Here is a 17,386-nt window from a genome sequence, read left to right as displayed (position 1 = left end):
ATGAATTTAAATTTTTCTAAAGGATGGTAATGAAAAAGCTTCTGATGTTAACGATTGCCTTTGTCTTAAGTGTCACTTTCTTGGGTTGTGGAACACCACCTGTTTATAATGTTAATAACAATGCCATTGCTGTAACAGCAGATAAAAAAGCAAGCATGTCTGATGTTGAAAAAGCCATTATCCGTGCGGGCGGAGGACTTGGCTGGATTATCAAAAAAGAGAAAGAGGGTTTGCTAAAGGGTACGCTTGTTTTAAGAACGCATACTGCTGTGGTTGCGATTACGTACAATACACAAGAATATAGTATTAACTACGAAAGCAGTATTAATTTAGATTATAACGCGGAAAACAATACGATTCACAGTAATTACAACGGATGGATTCAAAACCTTAACAAGGCCATTCAAGTACAACTTAGCTTGCTCTAATACACCAAAGAGGATGGCAAGCTTGCCATCCTTTTAGAGTAGAGGCATACATTTTTTCCCCATCAGCGTGGTAGAGATTTTATCCACAATGTGCAATTCGATAGGCAAATTGATCTTTCCAATACGGTGTTTAAGCGTGCTTTTGACTGTTTTTAGCGTGATCGGCTGAGTCGTTTCTAAGAAAATCACCACCATTTCATCTTTCAGCTCCGCATTGTTGTGTTTGACATGTACCAGCGCTTTAGAAATACCTTCCAGTGCTTCTAAAATCTCTTCGATCTGCGCCGTTGCATAACGTTTTCCTGCGATTTTGACAATGTTACTGCTTCGCCCAATGAGTTGAAACTTTCCCTTTTCAAGGATTGCATAATCAAAGCTCTGAATCTCCCCACCTGTTTGCAGCAAACCCTCTTGCCACAAGGTTTTTGAGATAAACGGAGACTTTACATGTAAAAGTCCTTCGGCATTGAGCGTTATCTCTACTCCTTGAAAAGGTGTCCAAAAGGTATCGTCTTGTTTTTTAAAAGCGATACTTCCACATTCAGTCGAGCCAAAGAGTTGAATGAGCGTGGTGTTGAATTTATCGGTAAATTCTTTGGCGATTTCAGTGGGCAAAGGACCTGTAGAACTTATGAAAATCGTCTGGCTCAAATCCTTGGTTTCATCCAACCTCAAAAGCGATTTGATGTAAAGGGGTGTGGTCACGATAAGGTGGTGAGGTTTGGCAGATGCCAGTAGATCGTGCGGCAGGAAATGCTCTTTAAAGAGTAAATCGACATTCAGTTTAAGCGGTAGCAAAAGGGCGGCTAAAAAACCATAGATATGAATGAAAGGAACGGTTGCAATCACTGTTTGAATCTCAAAATTTCCAAATTCTAACAGTAAGGCTTCCATATCGGTTTCGATGTTCTCTCTGCTTTTAAAGGCTCCCGTTGGAAATCCCGTACTACCTGAGGTGAAAAACATGGCGGCAAAGTCAATGTCGTTGAATGTTTCAGCGCCCAGTGATTCGATTTTTTCTTTGAGTGAGAGATTTTCTTGGTCGTATAAAATAGGTTTTGCACCTGAAAGGTAAGCTCTTAAAATCTCAATGGCATTTGCTTCTTTGCTTTTGGAGGGAACAAGGATGACTTTGTTTTTGAGTGTTGTGTTAACGAGGCTCTCACTCTCGTAAATGTTTTTGCTACCATCATCGTTTTGTACGATCATTCTCAATGACTTGTCCTCCCCATTAATAAAACGACAATAGCGCCTATGCCAATACATGAAACTAAACCCATATAATGAAGTGCTCCAATGTCGCTAAAGACCAAGACACCAAAGCCAGCGAAAGCACTGATGAGAGAAGCTACGATCGTACTTTTAGTCTCGCTTTCAAGATGTTTTCTGCTTCCCATATAAATGCCATAGTCAATTCCAAAGGAGATCACAATAAACAGCATAAAAAGATGAATAATCGTAAAATTAAGCCCTAAAAGCATTAAAATAAGGGCAGAGGGGAGTAAAACATAACTCGAACTCAGTGCCAATGTTTTGCGGCAAACGGCAAAAAGTATGAAGGCGTTAAAAGCAACACTTAACGCTCCACTAAGAAGTAATTGGTGCATGATTTTTTGAAGTGCGACGAGGAACATCCCTTTCGCATCAATGGAGTAAGCAAAGTCAAGCTTTTCCAATAACCCTCGCTCACTGTTTTTAACAAGCGCGTACGTGAAATATTGACCCTCTTTGTGTACGACATCAAACCCCATCGCATTCAGCGTTTCGAGCTCAAGATTTGGGTAACTTGGAGATAAAAGTTGATCGTTATAGGCGTTTTTAAAGAAGCCTTCACGAAAACCAATCTTCGTGGCTTCCTCTTCGATGTGCACTTTTTTCTCTTTTACATGTAAAGCTTCAAGCTCTTGTTTTCGCTCTTCGTAAAAGGCTCTATCGAAAAAGTAGGAGAGCGGAACCGTGGCATTTTTAAAACGATTTTTGATGGCGTTACTATGCGCTATAAGCTCATCAATCGAGTTAGCTTCGATTAAAATTGGTGTATAGCCCTCTTTTTTAATCGCGTCTTTAAAGAATTTTTCCTCTTGCATCAGGGTTACATTTTGGTAATCCAGCTTTTTGATGTTGGTATCGACCTGTAAAAAATAGACGGAAACGGTGATGGCTACCAAAGAAAGCAAGGCGATGGCGCGGTAAGGAAGTGGAAGTGAGAAGGTGAAATTTGCAAAGGGTTGAGCCTTTTTAAACCCAATACGCGGAAAGAGAAAAACAAATTGAAGATAAGAGAGTGAGAGTGAAAACATCGCAAACACACACACTTGTTGGATGAGGGGAAAATTGATCCATGAAAAGACCATAAACCCGCCAAATGTCGTTAAAAAGCCATAAAAAGCGGAGGTGTTAAACCCTTTTTTGTGTTCGTAATGACCGCAAAAGTAGTAGAGAAACATGTAATCAATCGCCAGTGCGCCAATGGCATTACCAAAGGCTAACACAAAGACGGAGACTTCACTCCAAATCATACCCATGAGCAAAAATGCAAGAAGCGTTGAGGTGGTAAGCGTCACAATGGTATTAATAAGAAGGTAGATGTTTTTAATGATGAAAATATAGAGTATCAGAAGTAAAACAGTCGAGAGAGCAATTAAAAAATTGACATCCTCTTGAATTTTTTGAGAGTTTTCCACAAAGTAAAAGGTCGGACTAAAGACGCGGACATTTTGCATACCTTTGAGTTCTTGATGCACAAGATCGTAAACGGTTTTGTAACTCTCTATCGTGTTGGACGTGTCTTTGATGCTAAAAACACTAAAATACCCAAAGTCACCTAAGGCTAAGTGACCATCGCGAATGCTCATCGTGATGGGTTTCTCTTTGGGTGTAAAATACCCCAGCGGATCAGAGGCGTCTATCGCCGTATAGTAGGGATTATTTGTCATTTTTTCATAAAGCGAACTTAGCTTCTCGTGGATACTGACTGAGTCGTCTTTATTGAGGTTTTTGAGGTAAAAAGCATTATTTTTGGTGTATTCGATCAGCTTTGCATTCGGCGTTATGCTACTTTCCAATTTTACAAGATTGGAAGCGAGCAGTGTATCTTCGATGGTTTTTATTTTGGCAAGAGACTCTTTATCGAACCCTTCCGAAGCGATCAGAATTTCTTTAGAATTTTTGAACTGTGAATAGATTTCCAGTGCCTCTTTACCCTTACTCTCAGGTAAAAAAGAGAGTAAATTGGTGGAAACATGCACGGTGCTTTGGTAAACGAAAAAAAGTGTGCCAACGATGGCAAATAGAAAAAAATTGAGGGTTTTAGTCCAGAACTTCAATGGTGATCCTATCGCCGTTTTTAATCTTTACATGTAAAGAGTGAAGCTTCTTTTCATGCCGTACAATACGCACTTCCTCAAGCACTTCCGCCGCTACGCCTTTGGGGGTTAAGAGGGTCTCATCGCCTTGTGTTGTTGCATCAAAAAAGGAATTGAGCAAGAGTGTGTTTTCATCATGAACCGCTTTGATAATCATAAAAAAATAGTTCATGGAAGGCATACTTTGCGCATCAATGACGTGATAGCCTTTGGCATCTTGAATGGTGAGCTTTTCTTCAAAATAGGTCAAGACTTTAGGCTCAGGTTTGACGTATTCGATAACAATATTTTGCTCTCCAAAAGTGATATACCCCTCTAAGGTGACGTTCTTATCAAGCGCATAGAGGTAGCGTGTCTCTTTGAAAGCAGCGCTATCATTGGCAAAAAGAGACAGAAAAAAGAGACAGCCTAAAACAATGACTTTCATGGATCACAACCGTTTTAGAAAGATAAAATGGCGGTGCAAGAACTGCACAATGCCGCCTAGGATAAAAACCAAATACCAGCCAAAGGAAGAGTAAATAATCCAATAGTGGTCATTTTTAAGAAGCAGTATGCTGACATGTAAAAGGATATTGACACTTGCAAGGGCTATCCAAAAAATCGTTGAACGGTTGACGTATGCTTCTTCTGCGACGCTAAGAGAACGTTTATGGATTTTGCGCGCAAAGTGTAAAATGATGGAGTCGTTATCAAAATAGCTTGCAATCAAGAAAAAGATAAATGCCAAAGAAATCAAAAGGGGTAGAAATTTGAGCACCAAAAAGTCATCTAAAAAATAGGCTCCTAGTGCTACCGCCATGTAAAAAAGAGGAAAAATTGTGGTTTTGATCTCGCGTTTTTTTTGACTCAAAAGCCAAAGAACACCAAAGCCAAAGAGTCCTATAGCGACAGTTTTAATATCAAAATAACCAAGGAGCACCACAACGATGGGTGCGTATAAAAACGAAAAAAGTATATGCATTACCTTACCATTCCTCCACTAATATTGATCACTTCACCATTCACATAGGTTGCTTTATCGCCTAAAAAAAAGACGACTTCAGCGACTTCTTCGGGACGACCGAGACGTTCACAGGGAATCAGATCGGTGATGTTTTTATCCACAGCGTGAACCATCTCAGATTCAATCACACCCGGCGCTACGGCATTGACTCTGATATTATAGCGTGCTACTTCCGCACAAAGCGCCTTAGTAAAAGCGATGATGCCACCTTTTGCAGCTGAATAGTTCACTTGCCCCACATTTCCTACGAGACCAGAAATGGAGGAGACATTGACGATGGAGCCTGCTTTTTCTTTGATCATATTCGGCAGAATTTGTTTGGTGACATAAAAAAGGCTGTTAAGGTTAACATCCATGACATCACTCCACGCTTCGTCTTCCATAAAGAAAAAAAGCTTATCTTTGGTGATGCCCGCATTGTTCACCAACACGTTTACATGTAAAGATTCTAAGGCGAGTTTCACTTCCTCTTTTTGAGTAATGTCAAATTGGAGAATCTCCCCATGTTTGATCTCATCAAGCAGTGCAAGAGCCTTCTCTTTGTGGCTTTTGTAGTGGATATACACAAAGTAACCCTCTTTGGCAAAATAGCGCACAATGGCCTCGCCAAGACTACCTGTTGCTCCGGTGACTAAGACTTTTTTCATAAAGGTACTTCCTCTTTCCAAAAAGGGTATAGATTGAACCATTGATTAGGGTACGCACGAACATGCGATGCAAAAAAATCGGCATAAGTTTGCATGGCTTTGTGGATCTCTTCTTCTGCATGGTTGTTTTTGTTCATGGTGATTTCAATAAATTCGATACGGTAATGTTGGGGCTTTTGATAACTAAAGGCAATACCCATGAGCGGTTTTTCGGTTTTATAAGCGATGCTAAAAGGGTTTTTATTGAATGCTGCGTTTTTGCCAAAAAAAGTGACACACTCTCTGTTTTTGGCTTCCGTTGCACGATCTGCCATCATCGCTACAATTTCGTTATTGAGAAGGGCTGTTGCAATTTTCATGGTGACATACACTCCCCCTTTGGAGAGGTTGATGATGTTGAGATGTGGATTTTTGGTTTCGAGGTTGTCTTCAATACACTTGATGGGTGCGATGAGTGATTCTTGCATGACAATGTTGATTTTAAGATCTGAAAAACAGTTACCAGCACTCGCCCATCCGCCAAAATGCGATAAAAGCAAGATGCCACCTTGATGAAGATGGTTCATCAAGGCTTCTTTGTTGGCTATTTCAAAAGTGTAATCTTGAGGGCTCACTTTGGAGACAAAACGGTCACACATGGTGATTGCAAAGTGACGTAAGTGTTCAAAATAGACTCCGTTGTTAAATGGCTGGTTGATATGCGCATAGTAATCTTTGAGTGCCTCTTTGACATTGCCCGCAACTAAAAAATAGAAAAAGGTTACAGGATACATCAGGTAATAGATAAACGTGTAGCCAAAGAGTCTGTAAAAGGTAAAAACGAGTTTGATACTCCAGCCGCTTCCTCGCTGTTTCGTGTTCATTGGTACTTTTTCTTGAGAAAAAATTTCCACGGCAAAAGTTTGACATGTACCATGACAATCGCCGCGGTATCCCAAAATTTTTTAAAGTGACTCACCCTCTCTTCTGGGGTAGGGTAATAGCATTCAATGCTCACCTCTTTGATGAGGCGACCTTTCCATGCGTGTTTGACAAGCACTTCCATTTCCCAGTCAAACCGTTTGGTTTGGATGATGAGGTCTAGGATGGAAGTGGGGTAGAGTCTAAATCCAGAAAGTGAGTCGGTAATACTCTGCTCGGTGTCCCAACAGGCCCAAAAGTTGCTAAACCATCTGCCAAATTTGGAGCCATTGGGAACATCGTTGATCTCAAAGTTACGTGCTCCGATGATAATTTGATCTTTACCATCACAGGCGTCGCATATCTTTTCAATTTGAGAAGCCAGATGTTGTCCATCGCCATCTAGGCTGATAAAGAAGTCAAACCCGCGTTTTTGAGCTTCGTGAGCACCTGTCATGATGGCAGCGCCTTTACCTTGGTTGGCGAGATGCCTGATAATCGTGAGTTTTTCATGCGGTTTTGGAATGATGTCAGCTACGTTGATCTCAGAGCCATCATCCACAATAATCAAAGCATACCCGTGTGTTAAAACGTCTTGTGCCACTTTCTCAATGGTAAGAGGATTATTGTACGTAGGAATCACAACAACGATATCATCTTTTTTCATACGTGAGTTCTGCTACTTTTTGTTCATTTTGTGTGACACGAATTTTGAGTGTTTTTTCATGCGTTTGCGTGTCGAACCAAAGCACACTAAGAGGCGTAATATTTTTTAAAAATTTTGCTTTTTGAATTTTTACAATTTCAATTCCTAAAATTTCTGCACTTAAATCAAGCAAGATAAACCCGGGAAGAATAGGATTTGTAGGAAAATGCGCTTGAAAAATGGGGTGTGACGCATCGCTGAGTCTCACACAAAAGCGTGTCCCTTCTTTACATGTAAGCGTATACAAATGGTTGAGTATCATACACTCCTTGCAGCGATTCTAAAACAAACAAGCGTATTATATAAATCTAGTTAAAATATGAGCTTAAAAGAGTGTATTTATGAGAGCAGTGGCACATTTTGCGTCCAGTCAAATTCCATTTGTTTGGCGGTCTGAAGAGCAAGTTCTCTTCCCATCAGGCGTTCCACAAGATGCAAGCTCATATCAATGCCTGCTGAAATGCCTGCGGATGTGACAATGTTTCCTTCATCGACCCAGCGCCTGTTTTCTTTTACATGTAAAGTGGGAAACATGGCACGAAGATCGTCAATGTCTTCCCAATGGGTTATTGAGGATTTGCCTTCTAGGAGTCCAGCTTTTGCGAGTAAAAATGCACCCGTACAGATAGAAGCGGTGATCGTGGTATGGGACGAGGTACTTCTGATCCATGAAACGATATCGTTGTCTTCAAGCTCTTTAGTGACCACGCCACCGGGAATCAGTAAAAGATCGGGTGTTGGATGTGAAGTAATGGAATAATCAGGATGCAGTTTGAGCCCAGCTCTTGCATAAATGGATTGTTTGGTTTTACCAACCGTAAAGACTTCAAAGGCAAGGTTCTCTGGAGAAGAAGCCGTTTTGTTAAAGACACGTGATGCGGTGGTAAAAACTTCATAAGGACCTGCAAAATCAAGGACTTCAACATTGTCAAAGATAAAAATACCCACTGAATATGCCATAAATTTCTCTCCTTCTTAACGTTACATGTAAATATAAAAATAGTTGGTATCGCCTTCATGTTTATAGGCAAGTTTCATGCCATGTAACCGAATGACGTGCCAGGTAATAAACAGACCAAAACCAAGTCCACGGGAGCTTTTTTGTTTTTTGCCTTCTAAAAAATAAGGCTCTGCGTAACGCTCTAGTGAGAACTCCAAGTCAGGACCTTTGTTGGAAATGGTGATACTTTTAGCATCATTGCACAAGAAGACATGGTGGTCTGTGGCGTAGTTAACACCGTTGTCTAAAAGATTTTTCAGTGCTACACCAAAAAGCTCAAAATCAACATTGAGTTCCACGGGGGTGAGTTTACATGTAATGTTTTCTTGCTTATCATCTAAAATATCAAGCGCAAAGTCTACCACATCTTCGATGTGATAGTGTTTGATCTCCAGTTTAAGTTCATCTGAGCTTAACTTTTCAATGCGCGAGAACTCTTCTAACAGAGCTTCTTGGCGTTTGAAAACATTTTGCAATATCTTGGTGTAGGTCGCATCTTCGATCATCTCAGCGGCAAGTTTTCCCTTGGTAATCGGTGTTTTCAGCTCGTGCATAATGTTACGCAAAAAGAGTTGCCGCGAATCACGCAGCGCTTTTATTTTAATGACGGCACTTTCAAATTCGTTGGCAAGCATAGCTATTTCATCTTTTTTCGTACTATTACATGTAATGTCATAATCACCATTGGCGAAGTGTTTGATCTTCTCCCTGAGCGTTTTAAGAGGAAGAATACTTCGAATAATGCCAATGTAAAGGAAAATCACAAAGGCAAAGGTGAGGAACGGAAAAAGAATTTGAGGAAAAACCTCTTTTTCAAAAGGCACTTCTAAGATCACAGGCTCATCGTTCCTTTTTTGTAAAATAGCATAGATATGAATGCCATAGGGAATGACATCGAGTCCCAGTCGCATCTTCTCTTCCATTTGTCTGATTATAGGAAAAGGACGAGGCGGTTTAGGCAAGGAAAGAAGCTTCTCCCGAAGTTTTTTATCTTCTACGAGAATAAAGCCCATTTCATCAAGTTTACTAAAATCAAGTTGTTTGGTGGAAGGATCAATGGCGGAACGCACAGCAAGATGCGAATAATCGTGCATGCGTCTTAGATTGGTCTCTCGCTCATGCATGGTAAGTGAAAAAAAGATAGCGCCAATGCCGATAAGCGCGAGCGCAAAGATAAGCGTAATACGCGTAATAATCGAATGATACCATCTCATGCTTGAAGCCTATAACCGATGCCACGTACCGAGTGAATAAAATGAGGTTCTTTAGAACTTTCTCCTAATTTGGTTCGGATGCGACTAATAAGGACATCAAGGCTTCTACTTTCGTTATCTTCGTTCAGGCTAAGTGTGCTATTGAGGAGTTCCGTTCGAGAAACAACACAGTTATTTTTTTTGATGAGGTGACCTAAGACATCGTACTCTGCAGGGGTGAGGGTAAGCGGGGTGTTGTTAAATAAAATAGTATGACTCTCTTCTTTCAGTAAAAGGGCAGATGATGAGACGTCTTCGGTGGTAGAGTGACTTTTTTTATAGCGTCTGAGTACACTCATAATGCGTGCATAAAGCTCTTTGGGCTCATAAGGTTTGGGCAAATAATCATCTGCTCCCAGCTCTAAACCTATGATTTTATCTTCCAAATCGCTACGAGCAGAGGAGATGATGATAGGAATATCGCTTTTAGAACGCACCTCTTTACAAATTTCTAATCCATCCATCCCTGGCAGAGAAAGGTCTAAAATCAGCAGGTCATATTTGGTGAGGCTTAAGGCACTAATGCCTAGATAGGGGTCTTCATAGTTGGTGACGATGATGTTGTAGCGTTTTAAAAAATTGCATAAAATTTCTGCAAGTTCGACATCATCTTCAATCATTAAAAGGTTGGGTTGCATGGTTTTGTCCTATCGTGATTTTATAGGGGCATGTATCAAAAGTCTTTGCTATGCCAAGACGGTTGGCTGGAGAAGACCTCTGCCCAAAATCTTGTCAAATAATACACTTACTCTTTGAACGGTTTGTTAATACCAAAGCCACAGAGTAATTTTTCATTTTCGCTTTCAATACCAAATTTATAAAGATGAAAATAACTCTTAGCTCCCTCTGCAGTCGGTAAGCTAATATCGTGTGTCACGATTCCTTCATAAAGAGAAAGACGGTCTGTTTCGGCAATTTCTTCTGCCGTATGAGAGTCAAAAATATCGGCGGCATTTCTGTTTTTCCATGTTTTGAAGCCGATAAATTTTTGATACGCTTGGTTCATATAAAGATACTTCCCTTGCGCATTTTTGATAAAAGCGGGAGCGGGAATATGCTCCACAAAAGCGATAAACCGTTCATGTTCTATAGTTTCTTGAGCGGCACTGGCTTTTTGTTGGCTTATATCACGAATAATACCAACCATACGGATATTGCGATCATTTTTCCCACGAATAACGCGACCACGAACTTTCACCCAACGAAGAGGCTCACTTTGACGAATGCGATGATCAACCATGAAGTATTCGCTATGACCATCCAAGTGCGCTTTAAGACGTTCGTTGACCAGAGCCATATCTTTAGAATGGACTAAATTTAGCCATGAGGAGAGTGTTGAAGGGGTTTCAGTCTCATGATAGCCCATGAGCTGTTTCCATTTTGGAGAGTAAAAGACATCGTCACTTTTCATATCCCAATCCCAAAAAGCTTCATCACTTCCTTCAAGCGCAAGTTCCAATCTCTCTTTTTGCGTTAAAAGAAGCTCTTTGCTTTTATGCAGTGCAGAGATGTCAACTATCAGTGATGCAAAGCCTATAATACTATTTTGAGCATCAAAGAGGGTTGACATATGAACGGTTGTTTGCTTAGGTATATTGTTGTCAAAGGTGAGTAGAAGAGGGTGTTCACCACTTTTGGGAAGTGTACTAATACGATCTATGGTTGCTTTCAAAAAAGATCCAAACGCTTTTTCAAACGCTTTATTGTAATAAAGTCTATTCTCTTTTTTGTAGAGAAAGGGAAGGGGAATGGATTGAAAAATATCATCGAAAGAGGCAACATTCTGAGGTGTTGTTTGTTTTTTTTGATTTTGAAGAAGTATAAACAGAGTTGTAGTAGAAGCCAGTAACACACCAATGCACGCAAAAAGGGCAATCTCTGTCATACAAACCTCTTTGAACTAGAGTTATCCCGCCTTTAGAAGCGGGATAGAAAGGCGAAGACTATTTTAAAAGCTCTTTCTCTTTAACGATGAATGGAACGCCTTTGATACCAGCACCAAAGTATTTGTTTTTAAGTTCATCAATGTGAGCGACTTCAGCATCGCTAACTTTTTGATCAAATTTGATGTTTTCATCGTAGTATTTTTTCAAGATTTTGATTTTTTCTGCATCGGTTTTGACTTTGGCAGTTTCCGTGTAGATAACAGCTGCTTTTTCAAGAGAGCTTCGCTCATGAACCGGTGTGAAAATCAACTTAAGGTTATTAGTTGTAAGTCTTTGTTCGATTTGAGCAAGCTCTTGTCTGCAGTAAGGGCACTCAGGATCGGTAAAAACGACCAAGGTATCTTTTTTAGGATCATTACCTAAAGAGATTATATTTTTCTTTTCCTCTTTTTTGTAGATTGCTGAAAGCTTTTTCTGAAGCTCTGCCATCTCCATCATCTCTTTGATGCTTCCGCCTTGTTTGATGCTGATAACATCAGGGAAAATCAAATCATCTTTGGTAAAGATGCTGAGTTTTTGTGAACGTGTTCCATCGGTAAGATTGAGAGTCACGAAATCCATGCCATCAATGCCATCAACGCTTTTGCGAGAGACAACTTCAATGGTAATATTGGGTACTTGAATCGTTGATTTAAAGTGTTCAACAATCTGTGCGTCTGTTGCGGCAAAAAGTGTGCTAGAAAGAAGCGCAACTAACCATAAAATGTGTTTTTTCATTCATTTTCCTTATAAGTTACAGAAACTAATCTGCATGAAATGTAAGGTATTATACAATAAAAAGAGTCATAGTTTGTTAACGAAAGGTCAATGTATGCCAGAGAATGCCGACAAAATGGCACTTATAGAAGAAATCGAAAAATTGATAGAATCTGATCCAAATGCTCCAATTTCTTCCTTTTCAATGTTAGAGTTCTTAGAATTAGACGATTTGGTCTCAGTACGCGAAACGCTTTTACGCTCCAAAATGAACCGTTCCTCTGAAAATGACGCATGGTTTGATGAACTCTGTAAAAAGTAGTTACACTCTTTACATGTAAAGGTCACTTATGGATAAAAAATGGGCTTATTTAAACGACATTGAAGGGTGTGAAGTCATCGGTCTTTATACGCTGCATGCGCTCATCGAAATTGTTTATCTCAAAGAGGGGAAACCTAAAAGCCTCACCATTAATTTTCATGTTGCAGGTGGTTCTTTGGGCTATTTTGAGTTTTTTAAGTTCGACAGCATTCCACTTCCCCCTGCAAAAATGCCTTATTCTCCGAGTGAAATGTTCACAAAGATTTTACATGTAAACCTTTATGCCACTGTTGGTGAGCATGAGCGTTTTGAAGAGTTGGAGTTTGTCTGTGAAAAAGGCAGTTATCTGTTTTTCTTCAGCGAGGATGAGGAAGAGGCACACTATGCCAAAATCGAAAAAGATAAAAAACCCTCATTACCACAGGTCAAACGCAGTGAAGAGTCTTTGCCTAAAGAGCTTTTTAGTGTGGATTTTTTTAAAGAAAATCTCGCGTTTGCTCTTCTCGCGCACGGTGAGCAAAAAACCCCACACGGCTTGCCTTACTCGATGCACCTTTTAAGTGTTGCTAGTGAAGTGATTAACGCTCTTTATATGGAACCACTGAGTTTCGATGAAAACAATGTTGCCATTGCGTGCGCGCTTTTGCATGATGTCAATGAAGATACAACCACTCAAATTACCAAAGAGAGTTTTTTAGCAGGCAATAGTGAAGTGATCGCCAAAGGGGTACAAGCGCTTACCAAAGATAAAACCCTGCCTTCTAAAGAGGCGCAGATGCGAGACAGTCTTGAGCGACTGAAAAAGCGTCAAAACTGCGTAGCACTGGTCAAACTTGCCGATCGCATTACCAATTTGGGTGTGCCTCCCAAACACTGGGATAAAGCAAAAAAACAAAAATACCTTGAAGAAGCGAAGTTGATTTTGAGCGAACTTGGCTATGCGCATTACTATTTAGCCCATAAACTGCATGAAAAAATTGAGGCATATCCACTTTACATGTAACGCTTTGGAACGAAGTATGCTTAGGTTGTAAATATCACAACAAAAGGATGAGTCATGCGTGTATGGATAAACTATATCAAATACACCCCTGAGGTCGTCGCCTTTGTCGCAACCTGTGTTGTTCTAGCGCGATAATTTATCAAGGGCAATCGTATCAAAAAGGGAGTCAAATCCCTTTTTGATACGTGTTAATATTTTTTCCCCTCACACGGAATTAACTCTTTTTCACTCACATCTTCCACCAACGCTTTCATGCTTTTAATCGTGAAGAGTTTTAGATCGTCACCTTTAAGCGCTTTAAGTTCAGAAGTAAATCCACTTTTGGAAAGAATCACAAACAGATCAGGCTCAAAGTCTGCTTTGGCACATTGCTCTTTAAGTTTGGTAAGTTCGGTTTTTTTCACCTTGGTATTTTTGTATTTGGTACTTCCTGCGATGAGCTTTCCTGAGACTGTCTTAGCCAAAATATCAATTTCAGCGTTTTTATCCCAATAGCTTCCCACTTCCACAATCGGGTCATCAGGCATTAGTTTTCGCAAAAGCTCAAATGAGAGTTTTTTAAAGATAAGTTCATAAAATTCTTGTTCGCGAGAAGCAAATGATTTTTCAACTTCACTGTAATCACCCTCTTTGATTGTCTTATAAAACGGTGAGACAAAGGCAAACCAAAAGCGCATAAAAGGGGTCATGAAACTGAGTTTATCGGAGTTATCGTCGTCGATATTGACAGGACGCTCCAGTGAATACTCAAAACGAATCAGCGCACTGTCTAAAAGGGTATCGAGTGCAGATTCGCCTTCTTCTCGGCTAATGTGTGCTCTCTTAAAGGTTGAATGCACCCGACGATCTCCCGTTGCCATAGCGCTTAAAAGCGTATGACTGAGCTTGTTGCTGAAGGTTATTTTGGCAATGTCACTGTGAATGTAGGGATAATTTTTGAAAATCTTAGTCTCCATAAGCTCTAAAAGAGGCTTGTGCATATCCACTTTCCAGCTTGTCCCTCCAAATACAGAAAAATACTCAATGGCTTTTTCCATATCATCGGCATGATTTTGGAGACAAAAAGAGCGAAATTGGTGTAAAAGAGTTGGATGTTTTGGCATGAAACGAGACCTTTGTATTGTTTTTAACAATTATACACGAATAAAAGGATTTTCAAAGGAGCAGAAAAAGAAGAGTCGCAAAGATCTCTTTGCGACTTCAAGAGCGTTTGGTTATTTAGCGTGACTTCCATCACAAAAAGGAGCATTGGCACTTTTTTTACAGGCGCAAAGATAGTACTCTTTTGCTTCCGTAACCGTGAACGCTTTGGGTGTAAAACCTGAGCCTTTATGGCTACCATCACATAAAACTTTTGTTGCACTTTTACCACAGGTGCAGAAGTGATACTCTTTGTTGGCTTCGAGTGACATTTTAACAGGTGACATTTTTATTCCTTACGTAATTTAGTGCATCGGCACATCAAAAACTAAAACCCACGCGGGTTTCAACGCTTTTATCTCATAAGCTTTACTTTCGGTCATTTGTACTTCATCTCTTTTCTCAAGTACGACACCATCGATTTCAATGCTTCCTTCGACAACAAGTACGAGTTTACCACGATTTGGAGTAGAAGGTGCTAAGGAAATAGTTTTACCTTCTTCTAACTCGGTAGTGGCGATAAACGCCTCTTGTTTGATCGCAATAGAACTCTCTCTACCATCAGGAGAAACCAGTGTAACCCATTGATTTTTTTTAGTGACATCTCTAAAATCGCGTTGATTGTAGAGTGGAATTCCGCCTTTTTGATTGGGGTGTATCCAAATTTGAAACAGAGCCGTTGTCTCATCTTTTGAGGCAAATTCGGAGTGATATACCCCTTCGCCTGCGCTCATATACTGAATTTCACCGGCATGAATTTCACCATGATTACCAAAAGAGTCTTTGTGAATCAAAACCCCTTGTGTCACGATGGAGATGATCTCCATGTCGCGATGCGGGTGCATCCCAAATCCTTCGCCTTTTTCGATGATGTCGTCATTGATAACGCGAAGCGCGCCAAATCCCATACGGGAAGGATTGTAGTACTCGGCAAAGGAAAAACTAAAACGGCTGTGAAGCCAACCATGCTCTGCAACGCCTCTTTGGTTGGCTTTATGAATGGACAATGACATGGTTGACTCCTCTTTACATGTAAACTATTTTGACACGTTTTTAAAGTTGAGCTTTAAAAACTACGCTAACACTGGGTTCTCTTCGGCAGAGAGCCCACACATTGAATAATAAGGAAAACTATTTTTGTAAAATTCCCTCTAAGGCAACATCAATTTTCACCTCTTCACCCACGATCACACCGCCTGTTTCAAGGGCTTTGTTCCATGAGATACCAAAATCGCTTCGGTTGATTTTACCAGTAAGACCCAGTCCTACACGTTTGTTACCGTATAAATCCGTTGCAGCGCCACCGTTTTCAAAAGCTAACACAACGGGTTTTGTAACCCCTTTCATAGTCAATTTTCCATACGCTTTGTCACCTTTAACTTCGTCAAGTACAAACGTAATGGTTGGATACTTTGCAACATCAAAAAGATCAGCAGAACGTAAATGATCGTCTCTGTCTTTAATGCCTGTATCGATAGTTGCGGCTTGAATCGTTCCATTGAGAGATTTAAGCGTTTTGGTTGCTTCATCGTATACAAAACTTCCGTTAAATGTTGAAAAATTTCCTTTGACGGTTGAAATCATGGCGTGTTTAACACTAAAATCTGCACTGGAATGCATAGGATCAACGTTATAGTTTCCGGCAAATAGGGCAGTTCCTGCCAACAAAGAAGATGCGAGTAATGTTTTAATTTTCATAATAGTTCCTTTTTTACTAATTAGTAGTATTTGAGCAAAAAAATGCGTGCTTACACGAAGCCTATTGCGCTTTTTGCAATTTACGTAACAGATCGTACAATGCGATCAACTCTTCATCGCTCAACACGTCAAAATAGCTTTGCAGATTGCTTGCATGCTGAGGAAACATGCTCCCGATGAGTTCTTTTCCCTTCTCGGTAATGCTGACAATGCGTACACGGCTATCTTCAGGTGAGGGCAGTGCTTCGATTAAACCATCTCGTATGAGATTTTTCACAACCACGGTGACATTGCCAGGCGTGCTTTCGATCAATTTGGTGATAGCACCTATATTCAAATCGCCACGGTGGTAAAGGACTTCTAAGACTTCAAATTGATTCATGCTTAAGCCTGATGCGTTGATGTACTTCAACTCTTTGGCACGGATTTTCTGAAATGCACGTAGGATTTGAATCCAGGTTTGCATACTTCTATCGGTGCGTTCACCATAGCTTTTCACATTTGATCTCAGTTTCATCTTTTTCCTTCCTTTGCCGAAATTATATTACTAATTAGTAATAATGTCAAGAGTAAAATGAATTTTTTCTTCAAAAAGAACAAAAATGTCATTTTGACTGGAAATGAGAACTGAATTCACAGAAATTATTATATAATTGCGCCGCATTTTACCAAGTAAAATGCACTAGGAGAAACGATGGAAGAAAAAAATAACGAAAAATGCAATGAAAATATCTCAAGTAAAGTGTTCGCATTCAATGAATTTTTAGAGGGTAAAGTAGAAAAATTACTGCTCAATGTTCTCAATATCGCGCGTTATGTCTTTATTGTTATGATGATTGTCTATTTGGGGCAGTGTCTTATCAGTCTTGGCTATAAGATGATTTCCTTTACCATTTCACAAGGGGCACTTGATTTTAGCTCTATCAAGATCATTTTGACCGATGGTTTGTTTATCTTGATTGTTTTGGCGATTGTCAAAACGCTCTTTATACAAGATGGGTTTGACTATGCCGTGACCTTTCTTGAGATTTCGTTTGTCGTGTTGGTGCGAAAGCTCATCTTACTAGAAACAGACCCTTCTGAAACACTGCTTTTACTCGTGCTGGGCGTTACTTCTGCACTCTTTTTTATCTTAATTGTCTACATCAAAGGGATGAAGCACAAGTGGGAGCGGGAAAAATGCGAAAAATGCATTAAAGCGGGAGAATAGCAAATGAAAGGAAGCTTTACATGTAAAGCTTCTCAATGACACTATTTGGGTAAAAATAGTGAATTT

General features: G+C 40.0%; 22 protein-coding genes. 4 read left to right on the top strand and 18 right to left on the bottom strand.

The annotated features are described in order from the left end of the window. The first annotated feature begins 29 nt into the window (after window positions 1-29). The gene (locus tag FA584_RS12710; protein WP_087439545.1) at window positions 30-428 is read left to right on the top strand and encodes a hypothetical protein; all 399 of its coding nucleotides are present in this window, start codon (window positions 30-32) and stop codon (window positions 426-428) included. Between the two features lie 33 nt (window positions 429-461). Here the strand turns inward: FA584_RS12710 and FA584_RS12705 are convergent, their stop codons facing one another. The 13 genes from FA584_RS12705 to FA584_RS12645 all read right to left on the bottom strand — a co-directional run bounded on the left by FA584_RS12705 (window position 462) and on the right by FA584_RS12645 (window position 11,968). Beyond that, window positions 462-1,637 carry an AMP-binding protein gene (locus FA584_RS12705; RefSeq protein ID WP_228448221.1) on the bottom strand — a complete coding sequence of 392 codons (1,176 nt, stop codon included), beginning with the start codon at window positions 1,635-1,637 and terminating at the stop codon, window positions 462-464. 2 nt (window positions 1,638-1,639) lie between these two features. Beyond that, window positions 1,640-3,754, bottom strand: a complete 2,115-nt coding sequence (locus FA584_RS12700) for an MMPL family transporter (protein WP_167749697.1) — start codon at window positions 3,752-3,754, stop codon at window positions 1,640-1,642. Continuing rightward, window positions 3,738-4,220 (bottom strand): hypothetical protein, encoded by a 483-nt coding sequence (locus FA584_RS12695; protein WP_167749696.1) that lies wholly within the window; start codon window positions 4,218-4,220, stop codon window positions 3,738-3,740. The genes FA584_RS12700 and FA584_RS12695 overlap by 17 nt, the downstream gene beginning before the upstream one ends. A gap of 3 nt (window positions 4,221-4,223) precedes the next feature. Then, window positions 4,224-4,757, bottom strand: a complete 534-nt coding sequence (locus FA584_RS12690) for a hypothetical protein (protein ID WP_167749695.1) — start codon at window positions 4,755-4,757, stop codon at window positions 4,224-4,226. Next, the gene (fabG, locus tag FA584_RS12685; RefSeq protein ID WP_167749694.1) at window positions 4,757-5,446 is read right to left on the bottom strand and encodes a 3-oxoacyl-ACP reductase FabG; all 690 of its coding nucleotides are present in this window, start codon (window positions 5,444-5,446) and stop codon (window positions 4,757-4,759) included. Before fabG ends, FA584_RS12690 begins: the two co-directional genes overlap by 1 nt. Next, on the bottom strand, window positions 5,443-6,309 hold the full coding sequence (locus FA584_RS12680; RefSeq protein WP_167749693.1) for a lysophospholipid acyltransferase family protein: 867 nt from the start codon (window positions 6,307-6,309) through the stop codon (window positions 5,443-5,445). Before FA584_RS12680 ends, fabG begins: the two co-directional genes overlap by 4 nt. After that, window positions 6,306-7,013: a glycosyltransferase family 2 protein gene (locus FA584_RS12675; protein WP_167749692.1), complete on the bottom strand. Its 708-nt coding sequence runs from the start codon at window positions 7,011-7,013 to the stop codon at window positions 6,306-6,308. Before FA584_RS12675 ends, FA584_RS12680 begins: the two co-directional genes overlap by 4 nt. Next, a complete protein-coding gene (locus tag FA584_RS12670) occupies window positions 7,000-7,314 on the bottom strand; it encodes an ApeI family dehydratase (RefSeq protein WP_167749691.1) in 315 nt (104 codons plus the stop codon). Before FA584_RS12670 ends, FA584_RS12675 begins: the two co-directional genes overlap by 14 nt. Window positions 7,315-7,391: 77 nt before the next feature. After that, window positions 7,392-8,012, bottom strand: coding sequence for a DJ-1/PfpI family protein (locus FA584_RS12665; protein WP_167749690.1), 621 nt, complete (start codon window positions 8,010-8,012; stop codon window positions 7,392-7,394). A 21-nt stretch (window positions 8,013-8,033) separates the two neighbouring features. Continuing rightward, the gene (locus FA584_RS12660; protein WP_096047508.1) at window positions 8,034-9,266 is read right to left on the bottom strand and encodes an ArsS family sensor histidine kinase; all 1,233 of its coding nucleotides are present in this window, start codon (window positions 9,264-9,266) and stop codon (window positions 8,034-8,036) included. Continuing rightward, window positions 9,263-9,943, bottom strand: a complete 681-nt coding sequence (locus FA584_RS12655) for a response regulator transcription factor (RefSeq protein WP_167749689.1) — start codon at window positions 9,941-9,943, stop codon at window positions 9,263-9,265. The genes FA584_RS12660 and FA584_RS12655 overlap by 4 nt, the downstream gene beginning before the upstream one ends. A gap of 107 nt (window positions 9,944-10,050) precedes the next feature. After that, window positions 10,051-11,190 carry a PAS domain-containing protein gene (locus tag FA584_RS12650; RefSeq protein ID WP_167749688.1) on the bottom strand — a complete coding sequence of 380 codons (1,140 nt, stop codon included), beginning with the start codon at window positions 11,188-11,190 and terminating at the stop codon, window positions 10,051-10,053. 58 nt (window positions 11,191-11,248) lie between these two features. Beyond that, the gene (locus FA584_RS12645; RefSeq protein ID WP_096047505.1) at window positions 11,249-11,968 is read right to left on the bottom strand and encodes a thioredoxin domain-containing protein; all 720 of its coding nucleotides are present in this window, start codon (window positions 11,966-11,968) and stop codon (window positions 11,249-11,251) included. 94 nt (window positions 11,969-12,062) lie between these two features. Here FA584_RS12645 and FA584_RS12640 point away from each other — a divergent pair, with 94 nt between their 5' ends. Further along, a complete protein-coding gene (locus tag FA584_RS12640; protein ID WP_096047504.1) occupies window positions 12,063-12,269 on the top strand; it encodes a hypothetical protein in 207 nt (68 codons plus the stop codon). A 28-nt stretch (window positions 12,270-12,297) separates the two neighbouring features. Next, window positions 12,298-13,272: an HD domain-containing protein gene (locus FA584_RS12635; RefSeq protein WP_167749687.1), complete on the top strand. Its 975-nt coding sequence runs from the start codon at window positions 12,298-12,300 to the stop codon at window positions 13,270-13,272. Window positions 13,273-13,460: 188 nt separating this feature from the next. On the opposite strand, the gene FA584_RS12630 is transcribed toward FA584_RS12635, so the two are convergent. From FA584_RS12630 to FA584_RS12610, 5 genes are all read right to left on the bottom strand, one after another. Then, window positions 13,461-14,375, bottom strand: coding sequence for a DUF234 domain-containing protein (locus FA584_RS12630; RefSeq protein WP_167749686.1), 915 nt, complete (start codon window positions 14,373-14,375; stop codon window positions 13,461-13,463). Window positions 14,376-14,486: 111 nt separating this feature from the next. Then, window positions 14,487-14,699 (bottom strand): CDGSH iron-sulfur domain-containing protein, encoded by a 213-nt coding sequence (locus FA584_RS12625; RefSeq protein ID WP_096047502.1) that lies wholly within the window; start codon window positions 14,697-14,699, stop codon window positions 14,487-14,489. Between the two features lie 18 nt (window positions 14,700-14,717). After that, the gene (locus FA584_RS12620; RefSeq protein ID WP_167749685.1) at window positions 14,718-15,425 is read right to left on the bottom strand and encodes a pirin family protein; all 708 of its coding nucleotides are present in this window, start codon (window positions 15,423-15,425) and stop codon (window positions 14,718-14,720) included. Window positions 15,426-15,543: 118 nt separating this feature from the next. Beyond that, complete coding sequence (locus FA584_RS12615; protein WP_096047500.1) at window positions 15,544-16,110, bottom strand: YceI family protein; 567 nt, start codon at window positions 16,108-16,110, stop codon at window positions 15,544-15,546. A gap of 61 nt (window positions 16,111-16,171) precedes the next feature. Continuing rightward, window positions 16,172-16,627 carry a MarR family winged helix-turn-helix transcriptional regulator gene (locus tag FA584_RS12610; RefSeq protein ID WP_096047499.1) on the bottom strand — a complete coding sequence of 152 codons (456 nt, stop codon included), beginning with the start codon at window positions 16,625-16,627 and terminating at the stop codon, window positions 16,172-16,174. A 177-nt stretch (window positions 16,628-16,804) separates the two neighbouring features. Between FA584_RS12610 and FA584_RS12605 the strand changes: the two genes are divergently transcribed. Further along, a complete protein-coding gene (locus tag FA584_RS12605; RefSeq protein ID WP_167749684.1) occupies window positions 16,805-17,320 on the top strand; it encodes a hypothetical protein in 516 nt (171 codons plus the stop codon). The last annotated feature ends 66 nt before the right edge of the window (window positions 17,321-17,386 follow it).

It is taken from the genome of Sulfurospirillum diekertiae (genome assembly GCF_011769985.2).
Classification (GTDB): domain Bacteria; phylum Campylobacterota; class Campylobacteria; order Campylobacterales; family Sulfurospirillaceae; genus Sulfurospirillum; species Sulfurospirillum diekertiae.
This window is presented reverse-complemented; position numbering and strand designations above follow the sequence as displayed.

Excerpts from the sequence above, each read along its gene's own strand:
- FA584_RS12710 (WP_087439545.1), top strand. The coding sequence starts at position 30 with ATGAAAAAGCTTCTGATGTTAACGATTGCCTTTGTCTTAAGTGTCACT.
- FA584_RS12705 (WP_228448221.1), bottom strand. The coding sequence starts at position 1,637 with ATGATCGTACAAAACGATGATGGTAGCAAAAACATTTACGAGAGTGAG.
- FA584_RS12695 (WP_167749696.1), bottom strand. The coding sequence starts at position 4,220 with ATGAAAGTCATTGTTTTAGGCTGTCTCTTTTTTCTGTCTCTTTTTGCC.
- FA584_RS12690 (WP_167749695.1), bottom strand. The coding sequence starts at position 4,757 with ATGCATATACTTTTTTCGTTTTTATACGCACCCATCGTTGTGGTGCTC.
- fabG (WP_167749694.1), bottom strand. The coding sequence starts at position 5,446 with ATGAAAAAAGTCTTAGTCACCGGAGCAACAGGTAGTCTTGGCGAGGCC.
- FA584_RS12680 (WP_167749693.1), bottom strand. The coding sequence starts at position 6,309 with ATGAACACGAAACAGCGAGGAAGCGGCTGGAGTATCAAACTCGTTTTT.
- FA584_RS12675 (WP_167749692.1), bottom strand. The coding sequence starts at position 7,013 with ATGAAAAAAGATGATATCGTTGTTGTGATTCCTACGTACAATAATCCT.
- FA584_RS12670 (WP_167749691.1), bottom strand. The coding sequence starts at position 7,314 with ATGATACTCAACCATTTGTATACGCTTACATGTAAAGAAGGGACACGC.
- FA584_RS12665 (WP_167749690.1), bottom strand. The coding sequence starts at position 8,012 with ATGGCATATTCAGTGGGTATTTTTATCTTTGACAATGTTGAAGTCCTT.
- FA584_RS12660 (WP_096047508.1), bottom strand. The coding sequence starts at position 9,266 with ATGAGATGGTATCATTCGATTATTACGCGTATTACGCTTATCTTTGCG.
- FA584_RS12655 (WP_167749689.1), bottom strand. The coding sequence starts at position 9,943 with ATGCAACCCAACCTTTTAATGATTGAAGATGATGTCGAACTTGCAGAA.
- FA584_RS12650 (WP_167749688.1), bottom strand. The coding sequence starts at position 11,190 with ATGACAGAGATTGCCCTTTTTGCGTGCATTGGTGTGTTACTGGCTTCT.
- FA584_RS12645 (WP_096047505.1), bottom strand. The coding sequence starts at position 11,968 with ATGAAAAAACACATTTTATGGTTAGTTGCGCTTCTTTCTAGCACACTT.
- FA584_RS12640 (WP_096047504.1), top strand. The coding sequence starts at position 12,063 with ATGCCAGAGAATGCCGACAAAATGGCACTTATAGAAGAAATCGAAAAA.
- FA584_RS12635 (WP_167749687.1), top strand. The coding sequence starts at position 12,298 with ATGGATAAAAAATGGGCTTATTTAAACGACATTGAAGGGTGTGAAGTC.
- FA584_RS12630 (WP_167749686.1), bottom strand. The coding sequence starts at position 14,375 with ATGCCAAAACATCCAACTCTTTTACACCAATTTCGCTCTTTTTGTCTC.
- FA584_RS12625 (WP_096047502.1), bottom strand. The coding sequence starts at position 14,699 with ATGTCACCTGTTAAAATGTCACTCGAAGCCAACAAAGAGTATCACTTC.
- FA584_RS12620 (WP_167749685.1), bottom strand. The coding sequence starts at position 15,425 with ATGTCATTGTCCATTCATAAAGCCAACCAAAGAGGCGTTGCAGAGCAT.
- FA584_RS12615 (WP_096047500.1), bottom strand. The coding sequence starts at position 16,110 with ATGAAAATTAAAACATTACTCGCATCTTCTTTGTTGGCAGGAACTGCC.
- FA584_RS12610 (WP_096047499.1), bottom strand. The coding sequence starts at position 16,627 with ATGAAACTGAGATCAAATGTGAAAAGCTATGGTGAACGCACCGATAGA.
- FA584_RS12605 (WP_167749684.1), top strand. The coding sequence starts at position 16,805 with ATGGAAGAAAAAAATAACGAAAAATGCAATGAAAATATCTCAAGTAAA.